The sequence below is a fragment of the Parafrankia sp. EAN1pec genome, from assembly GCF_000018005.1.
Lineage (GTDB): Bacteria > Actinomycetota > Actinomycetes > Frankiales > Frankiaceae > Parafrankia > Parafrankia soli.
The window spans coordinates 5,771,139-5,787,385 of the sequence record NC_009921.1 but is presented as its reverse complement, the minus strand read 5'-3'; the positions used below and the strand labels follow the sequence as shown (position 1 = coordinate 5,787,385).

Sequence of the window (16,247 nt, the reverse complement as noted above, 5' to 3'; positions counted from 1 at the left end):
CTTCCACCCGAGGGAGGAGTCACCATGCCCGCCGACAGCACCCGCACGGCCGACACCCGCACGGCCAGCAGCAACTCCGCCGACAACAACTCCGCCGACAACGCCGCCGAGAACCGCGGTGCCGAACTCCGCAATGGAACAGCGAGTGACGACCGGCTGCGCGAATACCTGCGCCGGGCCCTCGCCGAACTGCAGCAGAGCCGGCGCCAGGTCCTCGACCTGGAGAACGCCCGGCACGAGCCGGTGGCGATCGTGGGTATGGCGTGTCGGTTGCCGGGTGGGGTGGTGTCGGCGGAGGGGTTGTGGGATGTGGTGGCGGGTGGGGTGGATGCGGTGTCGGGTTTTCCGTCGGATCGTGGGTGGGATCTCGCGGGTTTGGCGGGGGACGGTGTTGGTGGCGTGGGTGGCGTGGGTGGCGTGGGCCGGGTGGGCCGGGTGGGTTCGTCGGTGGCGGGTTCGGGTGGTTTTCTGCGGGATGTGGCGGTGTTTGATGCGGGTTTGTTCGGGGTTTCGCCGCGGGAGGCGTTGGCGATGGATCCGCAGCAGCGGTTGTTGTTGGAGGTGTCGTGGGAGGTGTTGGAGCGGGCCGGGATTGATCCTGGTTCGTTGCGGGGGGAGCCGGTGGGTGTCTTCACCGGCCTGATGTTCCATGACTACTCCCATCACGTGGAACGCCTGCCCGCCGGTCTGGAGGGCTATTTCGGAATCGGGAACTCGGGCAGTGTGGCGTCGGGTCGGGTGGCGTATTCGTTTGGTTTTGAGGGGCCTGCTCTGACGGTGGACACGGCGTGTTCGTCGTCGTTGGTGGCGTTGCATCTTGCGGTGGGGTCGTTGCGGTCGGGTGAGTGTTCTCTTGCGTTGGCGGGTGGGGTGGCGGTGATGGCGACGCCGGAGGTGTTCGTGGATTTCTCGCGGCAGGGTGGTCTTGCCGTGGATGGCCGGTGCAAGGCGTACGCGGACTCCGCCGACGGCACCGGTCTCGCCGAAGGTGTTTCGATGCTTCTGCTGGAGCGGTTGTCGGACGCGGAGCGCAATGGTCATCGGGTGTTGGCGGTGGTGCGTGGTTCGGCGGTGAATCAGGATGGTGCGTCGAATGGTCTGACGGCGCCGAGTGGCCGGTCGCAGGAGCGGGTGATCCGGGCGGCGTTGGCGGATGCGGGGTTGACGACGGCTGATGTGGATGTGGTGGAGGGGCATGGGACGGGGACGCGTCTCGGCGACCCGATCGAGGCCCAGGCCGTGCTCGCCACCTACGGCCAGGGCCGTGACGAGGGACGTCCGGTGTTGTTGGGGTCGTTGAAGTCGAACATCGGGCACACGCAGGCCGCCGCGGGTGCCGCGGCGGTCATCAAGACGGTGCAGGCGCTGCGGCACGGCGTCGTCCCGAAGACGCTGCACGTGGATCGGCCGTCGGGGCATGTGGACTGGTCGGCGGGTGCGGTGTCGCTGGTGACGGAGCCGGTGGTGTGGCCGGAGACGGGCCGGCCGCGGCGGGCGGGTGTGTCGTCGTTCGGGGTGAGCGGGACGAACGCCCATGTGATCATCGAACAGGCCCCGGCCGATCCGGCCGACGTCGCCGCGGCCACGGCCATCGAGGACGCCCGCGTTCCCCTGGTGCTGTCGGCGGCGTCACCGACAGCTCTCGGTGACCAGGCCCGGCGGCTGGAGCGGTTCCTCGCGGACCGGCCGGAGATCACGCTCCCGGAGGTCGGGCGAGCCCTGGCTCAGGGCCGCGCGAGGCTGTCCCATCGCGGGGCCGTCGTAGCCGGCAGCCGGGACGACGCCCTGACCGCGCTGCGCGCGCTGAGTGACGGGCTTCCCGATCCAGCGGTGCTCTCCGGGATCGCGGACGTCGGCGGCACCGCGGGCCCGGTTTTTGTTTTTCCGGGTCAGGGGGCGCAGTGGGTGGGTATGGGTGCGGGTTTGTTGGGGGGTTCTTCGCGGTTGTCGGAGGTGTTTCGGGGGGTGGTGGAGGAGGTTTCTGGGGTGTTGGCGGGGTTGGTGGACTGGTCGTTGGTGGATGTGTTGCGGGGGGTGGGGTCGGATGGGGTGTTGGAGAGGGTGGAGGTGGTGCAGCCGGCGTCGTTCGCGGTGGGTTTGGGGTTGGTGCGGGTGTGGGGTGAGTTGGGGGTGGTTCCGGGTGCGGTGCTGGGTCATTCCCAGGGTGAGGTGGTGGCGGCGTGTGTGGCGGGGGCTTTGGGGGTGGGTGATGCGGTGCGGGTTGTGGTGGGTCGTAGTCGGGTGGTGGCGGAGAGGTTGTCGGGTCGGGGTGGGATGGTGTCGGTGTTCCTGCCGGTGGATGAGGTTGTGGGGTTGTTGCCGGTGGGGGTTGAGGTGGCGGCGGTGAATGGTCCGGGGGTGACGGTGGTGTCGGGTGAGCGGGCTGGTCTGGTGGAGTTGGTGGGGGTGTTGGAGGGTCGGGGTGTGCGGGTGCGGTGGGTGGCGGTGGATTATGCGTCGCATTCGTCGCAGGTGGATGGGGTGGCGGGGGAGTTGCGGGAGTTGTTGGCGGGGGTGCGGTCGGTGGTGCCTCGGGTTCCGTTTTTTTCGACGGTGGAGGGTCGGTGGGTGTCGGGGGCGGGGGAGTTGGAGGGGGATTACTGGTTTCGGAATCTGCGGTCGAGGGTGGGGTTCGCGGGTGCGGTGGGGGTGTTGGCGGGGGAGGGGTTCCGGTCGTTTGTGGAGGTGGGGGCGCATCCGGTGTTGGTGGGGGCGGTGGGTGAGGTGTTGGAGGAGGTGGGGGTGTCGGATGCGGTGGTGGTGGGGTCGTTGCGGCGTGGTGAGGGGGGTGGTGGGCGTGTTCTGCGGTCGGCGGCGGAGTTGTTCGTGCGTGGGGTTCGGGTGGACTGGTCCGGGGTGTTCGACGGGCGTGGGGGGGTCGCGGTGGGTGTGGGTGTGGGGCCTGACCTGCCGACCTATCCGTTCCAGCACGAGCGCTACTGGCTGGACGCCGGCGCCGGCGGCCCCGGTGACGTGACCGCCGCCGGCCTGGACGCCGCTGACCACCCCTTCCTGGGCGCGGCCCTCGAACTGGCGGGTGGTGCGCCGACGGTCCTCACCGGGCGGGTCGCACTGCGGGAACAGCCCTGGCTCGTCGATCACGCCGTCGCGGGCACCGTCCTCCTCCCTGGCGCGGCCGTGGTGGAGCTGGCGCTGCGTGCCGGCGCGCAGACGGGCTACGAGGATCTCGACGAGCTCGTGATCGAGGCCCCGCTCGCTCTGCCCGATCCGGGCGACGTCCGGCTCCAGGTACAGGTCGGTGAGGTGGACGAGACCGGCCGCCGCCCGGTGTCGGTCCACTCGCGCCGTGCCGGCGTCGAGGGGCCGTGGATCCGCCATGCGGCCGGTCATCTCGTCGCCCGGACTCGCGAGGACGACATCCAGGAGCCCGGCACGACATCCGCGCGACGGGGAGCGGAACCGGGGATGTGGCCGCCCGCTGGCGCGCGCAGCCTTCCGGTGGAAGAGTTCTATCGCCGGCTTGCGGAAGGCGGTTACCGCTACGGCCCGGCGTTCCAGGGGGTCGAGGCGCTGTGGGTGCGTGACCGGGAGGTGTTCGCCGAGGTCGCGCTCCCGCCGGAGCTGCACGCCGAGGCCGGCCGGTACGCGCTGCATCCGGCGCTGCTCGACGCGGCGCTGCAGGCGACCAGCACGGCCGGGCTCACCGCGTCCGAACCGGGGCACCTCCTGCTGCCGTTCGCCTGGACGGGTGTCACGGTGCGTGTCGCCGGTGCGGCGCGGCTTCGGGTCCGGGCGGTCCCGGCCGGTGGGGACGGCTTCGCCCTCACACTCCTCGGCGCGGTCGACTCGGCCGCGGAGACGGAGACGGTGGTGGCCACCGTGGAATCCCTGGTGCTGCGGGCGGTCGCGGCCGATCAGCTCGCGAGTCCGGAAGATCGCGGGCTGGACTCGTTGTTCCGGCTCGCGTGGACGCCCCTCCGGCCGCCCTCGGCGGCGGCGGTGCTGCCGTCGGGAGAGGTTTCGCCCGACCCGGCTGTCGACGCCGCCGGCGACCAGGCCTGGGACGCACGGGTGCTCGATCTGACCGGGGAGCCACCGGCCGTGGATCCCACCGCGGCCCGAGCCCTCACGGCCCGCGCACTCGACTGGCTGCGCGACCGGCTGACCGACCCGGCGACGGGTCAGGCGACCGCCGGTTCGCCGGCCGAGTCGCCGGCCGGGTCGCCGCTGGTGGTGCTGACCCGGCGCGCCGTCGGTCTGCCGCCTTCCGCGTCGATCGACGACGTCGTCGATCCCGGCGCGGCCGCGGTCTGGGGCCTGGTGCGTGCCGCTCAGGCCGAGCACCCCGGCCGGATCCTCCTGGTCGACACCGACACCGACACCGACACCGTGGCTGTGGCCGGCAGCGGCAGCGTGTCCGACGCCGACGTGCCGGGCCTCGGACGGCTGGTCGCCGCCGCGGCCGCCGCGGACGAGCCGCAGCTCGCGATCCGGTCGGGCCGCGCGTTCGTGCCGAGGCTCGTCCCGGCCGCGGTGGCGCCCGCGCCGACCGGCCGGGCCGCCGGCTCCCGTCCCGTGCTCGCGGACGGGACGACGCTGATCACCGGAGGTACCGGGACGCTGGGCGCGCTGGTGGCCCGGCACCTCGTCCGGGCGCACGGCGTGCGCGACGTCGTCCTGCTCAGCCGGCGCGGACCGGCCGCGCCGGGAGCGGACGAGCTGGTTGCGGAGCTGGCCGGGGCCGGCGCGCGGGTGCGGATGGTCGCCGCCGACGCCGCCGACCGCGAGGCGCTCGCGGCGGTGCTCGCCGATATCCCGGCCGAACGCCCACTGACCGGTGTCGTGCATGTGGCGGGCGTCCTCGACGACGGGGTGCTGGCGGCGCAGACCGCGGCTCGGCTCGAGGGGGTGTTCCGGCCGAAGGCGGACGCCGCCTGGAACCTGCACCGCCTGACCACCGGGCTGGATCTGGCGGCCTTCGTGCTGTTCTCGTCGGGGGCCGGTGTGTTCGGCGGCGCCGGGCAGGCGAACTACGCGGCCGCCAACGGCTATCTGGACGGCCTGGCGCGACTGCGCCGCGGCCTCGGCCTGCCGGCGGTGTCGGTCGCGTGGGGGCTGTGGGCGCGGGCGAGCGGCCTGACCTCGCACCTGGACCAGGCCGGTCGCGGCCGGCTCGGCCGCGAGGGTCTCCGGCCGCTGCCCGACGATGAGGCGCTCGCTCTCTTCGACGCCGCGCTGGCAGCCGGCACATCCCCGGCACCGGGCGACGGACTGCTCGTGGCCAACGGTCTCGACCATGCCGTGCTGCGGGAACAACTGGCCGAGGGCCGGCTGCCCGCGCTGCTGCGGGACGTCGCGCGCGCCCTGCCCGCCGCGCCGGCCCGCCGCGTGCCCCGGCTCGCCCTGCGCGAGCGGCTGGCGGGGCTCGACCAGGTGGAGCGCGACCGGTTCCTGGTTCGTCTCGTGCGTGGTCACGCAGCCACCGTGCTGGGACATCGCGGGGTCGAGAACGTGGGCCCGACCCGGGCGTTCCGTGAGCTCGGGGTGGACTCGCTGGCCGCCGTCGAGCTGCGGAACCGGCTCTCGGCGGAGGCCGGGGTCCGGCTTCCCGCGACGCTCGTCTTCGACCATCCGACACCGGTGGCGCTCGCGGAACGGCTCGCGGCCGAACTGGCGCCACAGGAGCCGGACATCGCGTTCGAGACGCCCGAGCCCGAGCCCGAACCCGCCGGCCACGCTGACGGCGCCGGCCAGGCCGGCACGACGGATGAGGCGAGTCTGATCGCCGCGATGGACGCCGAAGGGCTGGTCGCGCGGGCGCTGGGTCGCACCGCCTGATCCCGCGTTCCCTCCCACCGCCCGGTTCCCGCCCAGCACCCGCCCCCGAAGCACCGGAGAGTCACATGGCGACGTCCCATGACACGCTCGTCGAGGCACTGCGCGCCTCGCTGCTGGAGAACGAGCGGCTGCAACGGGAGAACGACGGACTGCGCAGGGAGAACGTCCAGCTCTCCGAGCCCACCCGTCAGACGCCCGTCCGGGAGCCCGTCGCAATCGTCGGTGCCGGCTGTCGGCTGCCGGGCGGGGTCACCTCTCCCGACGATCTGTGGCGACTGGTGGACGAGGGCAGGGAGGGCCTCTCGCCGTTCCCCACCGACCGTGGCTGGGACCTCGAAAAGCTGTTCGACCCCGACCCGACCCGCCCCGGGACGTCCTACGTGCGGACCGGCGGGTTCCTGGACGCGGCGGCGTTCGACGCCGGGTTCTTCGGCATCGCCCCGCGTGAGGCCCTCGCGATGGACCCCCAGCAGCGGCTGATGCTCGAAGTGTCCTGGGAGGCGGTCGAACGGGCCGGGATCGACCCGACATCCCTGCGCGGCCGGCGGGTCGGCGTGTACACGGGCGTGATGTACCACGACTACGCGACCGGCGTGACCGACGTCCCGCCGGAGCTGGAGGGGCTGCTCGGGACGGGGAACTCCGGCAGCGTGGTCTCCGGGCGGGTCTCCTATCTGCTCGGTCTCGAGGGACCGTCGGTCACCGTCGACACGGCCTGCTCGTCCTCCCTGGTCGCCGTCCACCTGGCGCTGCGGGCGCTGCGGGCCGGTGAGATCGAGCTTGCCCTGGTCGGCGGGGTGGCGGTGATGGCCCAGCCGGGTCCGTTCGTCGAGTTCTCCCGCCAGCGGGGGCTCGCGCCCGACGGCAGGTGCCGGTCGTTCGCGGCGGGCGCCGACGGCACGGGATGGTCCGAGGGCGCCGTGGTGCTGGTCCTCGAGCGACTGGACGACGCCCACCGCGACGGACGTCGCGTGCGCGCGCTGGTGCGCGGCTCGGCGGTGAACTCCGACGGGGCGTCCAACGGCCTGACCGCCCCGAACGGCCCGGCGCAGCAGCGGGTGATCCGCCAGGCGCTCGCCGACGCGGACCTGACCACCCAGGACGTGGACGTCGTCGAGGGCCACGGGACGGGTACGCCGCTCGGCGACCCGATCGAGGCCCAGGCGCTGCTGGCAACCTACGGACGCAGGCCGGCACAGCATCCGCTGTGGCTCGGGTCACTGAAGTCGAACATCGGCCACACCCAGGCGGCGGCCGGGGTGGCCGGCATCCTCAAGATCGTGGCGGCGCTGGAGCACGCCGAACTGCCCCGGACACTGCACGCCGACGTCCCGTCGGACCAGGTCGACTGGGAGTCGGGCGCGGTCCGCCTGCTGAGCGAGGCACGGCCGTGGCCCGCGCGTGACCGGCCGCGCCGCGCCGCGGTCTCGTCCTTCGGCGTGAGCGGCACCAACGCGCACGTCATCCTGGAGCAGGCACCTGAGCCACCGCCCGGCGCCGGTGAACCACCGCCCGGCGTGCCCTCGACCGCCGGCGAACTCCCTGACGGGGACGGGAGACCGGCGGGAGCCGGAGCCGCACCGGCCGCCTGGGTCGTCAGCGCCGCGAGCCGGACGGCGCTGCGGGTCCTCGCCAGGCGGGTGGAAACGGCTCTGCATGAACAGCCGCACGTGCCGGTCGACGCCGCCGGCGCCGCGTTGCGCACGAGCCGGGCGACGCTGCGCCACCGCGCCGTGGTGATCGCCGAGGACCGGGAGTCCGGCCTCGCGGGCCTGGCGGCGGCGGCCGCCGGTGAGCCGGCGGCGAACCTGGTGACCGGTTCGGCGGACGTCGACGGCCAGACCGTCTTCGTCTTCGCCGGCCAGGGCGGCCAGTGGGCGGGGATGGGCGCCGAGCTGCTCGACGCCTCGCCCGTCTTCGCCGAAGAGGTGGCGCTGGCGGGCCGCGCGCTCGCCCGGCATGTCGGCTGGTCGGTGGAGGACGTGCTGCGCCAGGTGCCGGGCGCACCCTCGCTCGACCGGGTGGACGTCGTCCAGCCGGCTTCCTTCGCCGTGGCGGCCGGGCTGGTCCGGCTGTGGGAGTCGGTCGGGGTCCGCCCGGACGCGGTGGTCGGCCACTCGCAGGGCGAGATCGCCGCCGCCTACACGGCGGGGGCGCTGAGCCTCGCCGACGCCGCCGCGGTGGTCGCACTGCGCAGCCAGGCGATCGCCGGCGGGCTCACCGGCCGGGGCGGGATGGCGGCCGTGGCGCTGCCGGTTCCCGCGGTCGCCGAACGGCTCGCGCCGTTCGCTGACCAGGTCGAGCTCGCCGCCGTGAACGGCCCGGCGTCGGTCGTCCTCGCCGGCGAGCCCGCCGCGCTCGACGAACTGGTGGCCGCCTTCGAGAGCGAGGGGATCCGGGCCCGCCGGATCCCGGTGGACTACGCCTCGCACAGCCGGCAGGTCGAACGGATCTCCGGTGTCCTCATCCAGGCGCTCGCCGGTCTCGACCCGCGCCCGCCGCGGGTGCCGTTCTTCTCGACCGTCGACGCGAAGTGGGTGGAGGACGCCGAGCTCGACGGCGGGTACTGGTACCGCAACCTGCGGTGCCCGGTCCGGTTCGCGTCCGCCACGCGGAGCCTGCTCGACGGCGGCTACCGGGTGTTCCTCGAGGTGAGCACCCACCCGGTGCTCGCGCCCGCCATCGCGGAGACGGTGGACCAGTGGGACGGGCCGCCGGTCGCCGTGCTGGAGTCCCTGCGCCGCGACGACGGCGGTCCGGACCGCTTCACCCGCTCCGCCGCGGCGGCGTTCGTACGCGGGGTCACGGTCGACCTCGCGGGGGCGTCGCACGCCGCCGCCCACGACGGGCTGGCCGGCACCGCCGACGGGCCGGCCGGCACCGGCGACCGGCCCGTGCCGTCAGGCGGCGGCGCGGTCGAGCTACCTACGTATCCGTTCCAGCGCAGGCGCTACTGGCTCGCTTCGACCGGCGCGGGCCGGCCGTCCGGCACGCCTCGTCCGGGTGGCCGCGGCGGTGGGTTGGAAGTCGACTCCGGAGATGACCACATGACCGGTGACGTGACGCGAGACATCTCGGCCCGGCTACCGGCAGGTTCGGAAGCGGGCGCGGCGCAGGATGCGGAGCCTGAGCCCGCGGGGTCCGAGAACGCTGGGCCTGGGGACTCAGGGCTTGAGAACGCGGAGACGGACGACGCCGGGCAGGAGTTTCGCGCCCGTCTCGCCGAGCTGCCCACCGCCGAGCGGCCTGCCCGGCTCATCGAGCTGGTCCGGGCGCAGGCCGCCGCGGTGCTAGGTCACGCCGACACCGACGAGGTCGGCCCGGACAGCGCGTTCTTCGACATCGGGTTCAGCTCGCTGACCGCCGTCGAGCTGCGTAACCGTCTCGCGGCGGCGACCGGCCTCACGCTGCCCGCGATGTTGCTGTTCGACCACGCGGTGCCCCGCGAGGTCGCCGCGTACCTGCTGGACCGGCTGGAGGTCGAGACCCGTGTTTGACGTCGAGGCGTACCTGAAGGCGCTCGACCACCGTGGCCCGGCCGACGCGAGCCCTGAGACGCTGCGCCGCCTGCACCACGCCCACCTGCGGACCGTGCCCTACGACAGCGAGCTGAACTCCACCCGCGGCACGGACCTGTGGAAGGGCGTCGACATCGACGCCGACGCCGTGTTCGACGCGGTGGTCCTCGGCGGCCGTGGCGGGGTGTGTTACGAGCTCAACGGCCTGTTCCGGCGCCTGCTGGCCGAGCTCGGATTCGAGACCGGCGTGTACGCGGCGGCCATCCGGCAGGTCGACGGATCCTTCGGGCCGGACCTGGAGCACATCTTCACCTTCGTCCGCCTGGACGACGAGGTGCTCCTCGTCGACGTCGGCTTCGTGGGGCCGTCCTACCTGGAGCCGCTGCTGCTCGGCACGCAGGAACAGCGGCAGTTCGGCACGTCCTTCCGCATCGTCGGCAGCGAGGGCTACCACGTCCTGCAGCGGCGCGGTCAGCGCGGCGACTGGGCCGCCGTGTACCGGTTCCGGCCGGTACCGCGCGACCTCGCTGACTGGTCGGCCCCGTCAGAGGAGCTCACCGCCTTCGCCCGGGCGCTGGCGGGAGCGGGGACGCTCGTGCGCGGCCGGGCGACCCTCTCCGGGCAGCGGATCCTGATCGGCAAGCGGCTGGTGACCGTCGACAACGGGCACGAGGCCATGCGGGTGCTCACCGACCCGGCCGAGCACGCCCGCGTGCTCGCCGACATCCTCCGCCGCCCGCCGGCACCCGCCACCGCGCCCACCGGCGACGCCCGGTGACCGCGCCCGAGCCGGCCGAGGTCGAGGCCGAGGTCGAGGCCGAGGCTGAGGCCATGGCCGACGTCGTCGTCGTCGGCTACGGGCCGGTCGGCCAGGTAACGGCGATTCTGCTGGCGCGGCGCGGCTGGCGGGTCACAGTCCTGGAGCGATGGCCCCGGCCGTACCCGATGCCGCGCGCGGTCTCCTTCGACGGCGAGTCGGCCCGCATCCTCGCCGCGGCCGGCGTCGGCCCGGCGATGACCGAGTTCGGTGAGCCGTCCCGCGACTACACCTGGCGCAACGCCGCGGGTGACGTGCTGCTGCACGTCGACGTCCCCGAGCGCGGGCGTTCCGGCTGGCCGGACTCGACGTCGATGTACCAGCCGGCACTGGAGGAGGCGCTCGCGGAGCGGGGCTCCCGACTGCCGGGCCTGCGGGTGCTGCGCGGGCACCGGGTGGTCGCGCTGACCGAACGGGACGGCCACGTCGAGCTGACGGCCGTCCTCGACGGCTCGCCGCCGGACCGCACCCTACGCCTCCGCGCCCGTTGGGTGGTGGGCTGCGACGGCGCGAACAGCTTCGTGCGGACGAGCCTGGGCGTGGAGACCACCGACTTCGCCTACTTCAACGACTGGCTGACCTGTGACGTGGTCCTGCGCGAACCGGCGGTGCACAGGCCCAACAACCTCCAGATCTGCGACCCGACCCGGCCCCGCACGGCCGTGTCCGCCGGGCCGGGGCACCGGCGGTGGGAGTTCATGCGGCTACCCGGGGAACCGGCCGAGGAGTTCGGCCGGACGGAGTCGGCGTGGCGGCTGCTCGGTCTGTTCGGCCTGCACCCGGGCAACGCCACACTGGAACGGCACGCCGTCTACACGTTCCAGGCCAGGTACGTCGACCGCTGGCGGGTGGGGCGGGTGCTGCTCGCCGGGGACGCCGCGCACCTGATGCCGCCGTTCGCCGGGCAGGGCATGTGCTCGGGCTTCCGCGACGCGGCGAATCTCTCCTGGAAGCTCGACCTGGTGCTCGCCGGAACCGCCCCGGCTGAGCTGCTGGACACCTACACCCTGGAGCGGCGGGCGCACGTCCAGCACGCGATCGGCATGTCGATGGACCTCGGGCGGGTGATCTGCGAGACCGACCCGGCCGCGGCCCGGGACCGGGACGAGGTCATGATCGCGGTGCGTGCCCGGGGGCTGCGGGAGGACCGCGCGCAGTCCGCCGTCGAGCCGCTGACCGCCGGGTTCCTGCGCGGCGGGGCCGCCGCACACGGCGGTGGCCCCCAGCGTCCCCCGCAGCCTTCCCGCCCGGGGCGTCCGGGGCCGCCGTCGGTTCCGGTGGGTGACCTCGTGCCGCAGGGACGAGTTCGGGTCGGTGACCGCACCGGGCTGTTCGACGAGTTCGTCGAGCCCGGGTTCGTCCTGCTGGCCACCTGGCCGGCCGGCGGGCATCTCCATCTCCGCCCCGAGACGGACGCCGCTTTTGCGCTTCTGGGCGGACGGGTGGTCAATGTTGTCCCCGCCACCGATGAGGAGCCTCCTGCCGTCGTGGCCGGGAGCGCGGACGCGAGCGCAAGAATCACCGTCGTCGACGTCGACGACGTCTATCTCCGCTATCTCGCCCTCGCCGGCGCCGATGCCGTTCTGGTGCGGCCGGACTTCTACCTCTTCGGCCGTGTCCCGGCGGCGGCACCGCCGGCCGCGGACACCCGGGCCGGCGGTACAGCGGTACAGCGGTCGGATTCCGTCGAGGAACTCGTCGGTGACCTGCTGGCCGCGCTCGACGCCCCGATTCCCGTCGGGAAGCATTAGCTGTTCCGTCCTGGACGGGCCGGGCTCGTCGGGGAAGGGTGCGCCATGGGCTCCCGGGCCGGCAGGAAACGTCCCCGCCAGGAGCATGCGCGGAGCCGTATCCATGCCCCCCACCTGTGCAATGGGGTGAGAATGGGTCCGCAGTTCCCGGCCGGTGGGCCGCGCCCGGCGACGATGGACGGAACCGCCGTGCTCAGCGTCCGCCATGTCCCAGATCCCCCAGTCGGTAATTCGGACATCTGCACCCGGTCGACGTCTCAGTCCGTGGATTTCGCCGGATCACCGAGGTAATCACCGCAGGAATATTGTCCACCCGCCGGTCGCGGCGCGGGCGAAGCCCCGTGTCATGGACAAAACGAGAGGCCGTCAGTGGCACTGGTTGAACGTGACGACATTCTCCGTCAGCTCGACCTTCTCCTGGCGGAATGTACGGCGGGAAGCGGCCGCGTCGTATTGATCGACGGCCCGGTCGGCACCGGTAAGACGGAGCTCGTCCGCTACTGCGGCACCCGGGCCGCCGGCAGCGGCGTGACAGTCCGCGCCGCGACCTGCGCCCGTGCCGAACACGTCCTCCCGCTCGGAGTGGTCGGCCAGCTCCTGCGCGGCCTGCCGGCGGGCGACGGCGAGACCGGCGCCGGCACCGTCTGCACCGGTCCCGACGGTGCGGCCGACCCGGACACCGCCCGTGGCACGGACACACTGTGCGAGGAGGCGACCCAGGACGGGTGCCGAGGCCGCGAGGCGCGGGCGGACGGGGCGGGCCGGGCGGCCCGCATCGCGGAGCTCCTCGACGTCGGTGCCGCGATCGCCGGCAGGCTGGGGCCGGATCCGGATCGCGAACTGGCCCAGATCCACCAGGAACTCACGCTCCTCATCCTCGACCTCAGCAAGCGCGGTCCCGTCCTGCTGTGCATCGACGACGTGCAGTACGCGGACGTCCCCTCCCTGCACTTCCTGCTGCACCTCGTGCGCCGGCTCGGATCGGCGCGCATCGCCGTGCTGCTCGCCGGTGATCTGGCTTCGCACCCGCTGGACCTGCCGTTCCGCGCGGAGCTCGTCCGGGCGCCCGAGTTCCGGTCACTGCGGGTCGGCCCGCTCTCGCCCGCCGGCTCCCGCGACCTCCTCGCCGCGGCCACGCCGGTCACTCCGAACCCTTCTGCCACAGACCCGTACCAGGTCACGGGGGGCAATCCACTGCTGCTGACCGCGCTGGTGCAGGACGACCGCGGGTTCGGCCAGCCCGGTCCGGAGGTCTTCGGTCTGGCCCTGCTGAGCTGTCTGCACCGCGGTGAGCCCGTCGCGGTCCAGGTGGCCCGGGCCCTGGCGGTGCTGGAGACGCCGGTGCCCGACGGGGTCGTCGCGCCGGACACCGCGACGCTGGCGGGGATGATCGGCGCGGACGTCCCCGCCGCGGCACGCGCCCTCGACGCCATGAATGCCGCCGGGCTCCTCGATGACGGCCGCTTCCGCCACAAGGTCGCCCGGGACGCGGTGCTGGGCGATCTGACGGCGTCCGAGCGGACTGATCTGCACCGGCGGGCGGCGCGGCTTCGCCACCAGCAGGGCGCGCCGGCGGCGACCGTGGCGGCACACCTCGTCGAGGGCAACGACGTGCAGCCCCCGTGGGGAACCGGCGTACTCGTCGAGGCGGCCGAGCAGGCGCTGCTCGACGGGCGGCCCGAGCGGGCCGCCGCCTGCCTGAGGCTCGCGGCCCGGTCCGCCGCCGGTGAGCGGGAACGCGCCGCGATCCGGGCCCGGCTCGCGCATGCCGAGTGGCAGACGAGCCCGGCGGCGGCCGCGCGCCATCTCTCCCCGCTGGTGAGCGCTGCCCACGCCGGCCTGCTGGAACAGCGGACCAACGCGGCCCTGGTACGTCAGCTGCTGTGGCACGGACGCTCGGCCGAGGCCGAGGATCTGCTCGCCCGGATGCGTGCCGTGGCCCAGGCGGAGCCCGAGGACGACGCGGCCGAGGTGCACGACCTGGAGGTCTGGCTCGCCACCGTCCATCCGCCGCTGGCTCGCCGCCGGCGTGGGCCGGCCGCGGGCAGCGCGGTGCCGGCGGCACCGGCGGCGGACTCGTGGCTGCGGTCAGCGGCGCTGCTCGCCGACGCGGTGGCCGCGGGCGGTCACCGGACGGGGCGCGAGCCGGGGCCCTCCGGCATCACCGGCGCTGGTGTGGCCGGCACCGGCCCGGTGGGGTCCGGTCTCGTCGGGGCGGACCGGGCCGAGAGTGCCCTGCGCGATCTGCACCTGGCGCGAGCCGATCCGTGGGCCGGTGAGGTGGCGCTGCTCGCCCTGCTGTTGCTGACCAGGGCTCCGCGCATGGACGCCGCGGTCGCCTGGTGCGAGCGCGTCCTGGCCGATCCCGACCTGGAGGACCAGACCGCGCGGGCGATGGCGACGGCGGTGCGTGGCACCCTCGCGCTCGAGCAGGGCGATCTGGCGGTCGCCGCCGACCACGCCCGTGCCGCGCTGCGTCGCCTGCCGGCCAAGGCGTGGGGAGTCGCGATCGGCCTGCCGCTGGGCACCCTGGTACTGGCCGCCACCCGGACCGGGGACCTGGAGGAGGCGGCGAGGCAGCTCGTCCAGACCGTGCCCGAGGAGATGGTCGCCAGTCGCTACGGACTGGACTACCTGCACGCCCGTGGCCACTACCATCTCGCCGCGAACCACGCCCACGCCGCGCTCGCCGACTTCCTGGCCTGCGGTGACCTCATCCGCGGCTGGGGCCTCGACGCGGCGGCTCTCGTCCCGTGGCGCATCGGCGCCGCCGAGGCGTGGCTGCGGCTGGGAAACGTGGACCAGGCCCGCCAACTGGCCCAGGAACAACTGAGCCGGCCCGGTGCCACTCGGGTCCGCGGTCTGTCCCTGCGCCTGCTCGCCGCCGCCAGCCCGCCCGGGCGCCGGCTTCAGCCGCTCACCGAGGCGCTCGAGCTCCTCGAGGCCACCGGGGACCGGCTCGGGCAGGCCTACGTCCTGGCGGACCTGAGCCGCGTCCACGATCATCTCGACCAGCGGCGGCGGGCGCGGCTGCTGCTGCGGCGGGCGCTGCACATCGCCACGATGTGCGGTGCGCGACCGCTCGCCCAGGAGCTCCTCGCGATCTCCGGCGACGGCAGAGCTGTCTTCGGGCTCGGTGCCGACCAGGAGATGATCACCGGCCTGACGGACTCGGAGCGGCGGGTGGCGTCACTGGCGGTGATGGGCTACACGAACCGGGAGATCGCGCTGCGGCTCTACGTCACGCCGAGCACGGTCGAGCAGCACCTGACCCGGGTCTACCGAAAGCTCAACGTCAAACGCCGTCAGGACCTCCCCGCCGACCTGTGGACGGACGCCACCCACACCGGTTGACCCGGCCGGCCCGGCCGGCCCGGCCGACCTGGCTGACCCGGCAGACCCGGCGCGCGGGACGTCCCGCGCGCCGCACCCATCAGACACCTCATGGAGGGATCTTCATGGCGCATCCCACGAGCGCGCTCGCGGCAGAGGTCGGGAAGTTCTACGACCACCTCACGACCTACCAGACCGCGCAGGACGAGGATCTCAACTTCCACTTCGGCTACTGGGACGTGCCGCCCGACGGCACCCCGCCCGCCCCCGGCACGGACGTCGCCGAACTCGAGGCGGCGGCCGAGCGCCTCACCGAGTTGATGATCGAGAAGATCCGGGTCCGGACCGGGGACCGGGTGCTCGACGTGGGATCGGGCTCCGGCATCCCCGCCGTCCGCCTGACCCGGGCTACCGGAGCTTCGGTCGTCGGGATCTCGATCAGCCGGGAGCAGGTGCGGCGCTCGACCGACCGGGCGCGCGACGAGAACCTCTCCGACCGGCTGGAGTTCGAGTACGCCGACGCCGCGGAGCTTCCCTTCGGTCCGGATTCCTTCGACGCCGCCTGGGCGCTGGAATCCATCATTCACGTCCCCGACCGCGCCCAGGTGCTGCGGGAGATCGCCCGGGTCATCCGGCCGGGCGGCCGTTTCGTCGCCACCGACATCTTCGAGCGGTCGCCGGTCCCGGACGAGAAGCGGCACGCGGTCGACAGCTTCTATTCCGGTCTGCTGCTCGGTCCGAGTGTTCGGTTCGACGACTATCCGGCGCTGCTGCGCGGGGCGGGGCTGCGCCCGCTGGAACTCATCGATGTCAGCGACCAGGTGATCGCGCGGTCGTTCCAGCTGCTCGCCGAGCGGATCCGCCGGGACAAGGAGAACCTCGACGACCTGCTCGGCGACGAGCTGTACCAGCGTCTCGCCAGCACGGGTGTGGACGGGCTCCGTGAGATCGGCTACCTCGTCGTGGTGGCCGAGCGTCCGACCGAGTAACGACCCGCCCGGCGAAAGAGGGGGTTCTTAGGGGAGTTTT

Annotated in this window: 6 protein-coding genes; all 6 read left to right on the top strand. The window is 73.6% G+C overall.

What is annotated here, in order from left to right; genetic code table 11:
* Positions 1–24 precede the first annotated feature (24 nt).
* The 6 genes from FRANEAN1_RS23610 to FRANEAN1_RS23585 all read left to right on the top strand — a co-directional run bounded on the left by FRANEAN1_RS23610 (position 25) and on the right by FRANEAN1_RS23585 (position 16,207).
* The gene (locus FRANEAN1_RS23610; protein WP_020462323.1) at positions 25–5,799 is read left to right on the top strand and encodes a type I polyketide synthase; all 5,775 of its coding nucleotides are present in this window, start codon (positions 25–27) and stop codon (positions 5,797–5,799) included.
* Positions 5,800–5,912: 113 nt separating this feature from the next.
* Positions 5,913–9,296 carry an acyltransferase domain-containing protein gene (locus tag FRANEAN1_RS23605; protein WP_347177252.1) on the top strand — a complete coding sequence of 1,128 codons (3,384 nt, stop codon included), beginning with the start codon at positions 5,913–5,915 and terminating at the stop codon, positions 9,294–9,296.
* Positions 9,289–10,095, top strand: a complete 807-nt coding sequence (locus FRANEAN1_RS23600) for an arylamine N-acetyltransferase (RefSeq protein WP_020462321.1) — start codon at positions 9,289–9,291, stop codon at positions 10,093–10,095. Before FRANEAN1_RS23605 ends, FRANEAN1_RS23600 begins: the two co-directional genes overlap by 8 nt.
* Positions 10,092–11,885: a bifunctional 3-(3-hydroxy-phenyl)propionate/3-hydroxycinnamic acid hydroxylase gene (locus FRANEAN1_RS23595; RefSeq protein WP_020462320.1), complete on the top strand. Its 1,794-nt coding sequence runs from the start codon at positions 10,092–10,094 to the stop codon at positions 11,883–11,885. The genes FRANEAN1_RS23600 and FRANEAN1_RS23595 overlap by 4 nt, the downstream gene beginning before the upstream one ends.
* Before the next feature lie 369 nt (positions 11,886–12,254).
* Complete coding sequence (locus FRANEAN1_RS23590; RefSeq protein ID WP_020462319.1) at positions 12,255–15,239, top strand: LuxR family transcriptional regulator; 2,985 nt, start codon at positions 12,255–12,257, stop codon at positions 15,237–15,239.
* Positions 15,240–15,343: 104 nt separating this feature from the next.
* Positions 15,344–16,207 carry a methyltransferase domain-containing protein gene (locus FRANEAN1_RS23585; protein WP_020462318.1) on the top strand — a complete coding sequence of 288 codons (864 nt, stop codon included), beginning with the start codon at positions 15,344–15,346 and terminating at the stop codon, positions 16,205–16,207.
* Positions 16,208–16,247 lie beyond the last annotated feature (40 nt).

What these genes read in the sequence shown, in the direction of transcription:
- FRANEAN1_RS23610 (WP_020462323.1), top strand. Translation starts at nt 25, where the DNA reads ATGCCCGCCGACAGCACCCGCACGGCCGACACCCGCACGGCCAGCAGC.
- FRANEAN1_RS23585 (WP_020462318.1), top strand. Translation starts at nt 15,344, where the DNA reads ATGGCGCATCCCACGAGCGCGCTCGCGGCAGAGGTCGGGAAGTTCTAC.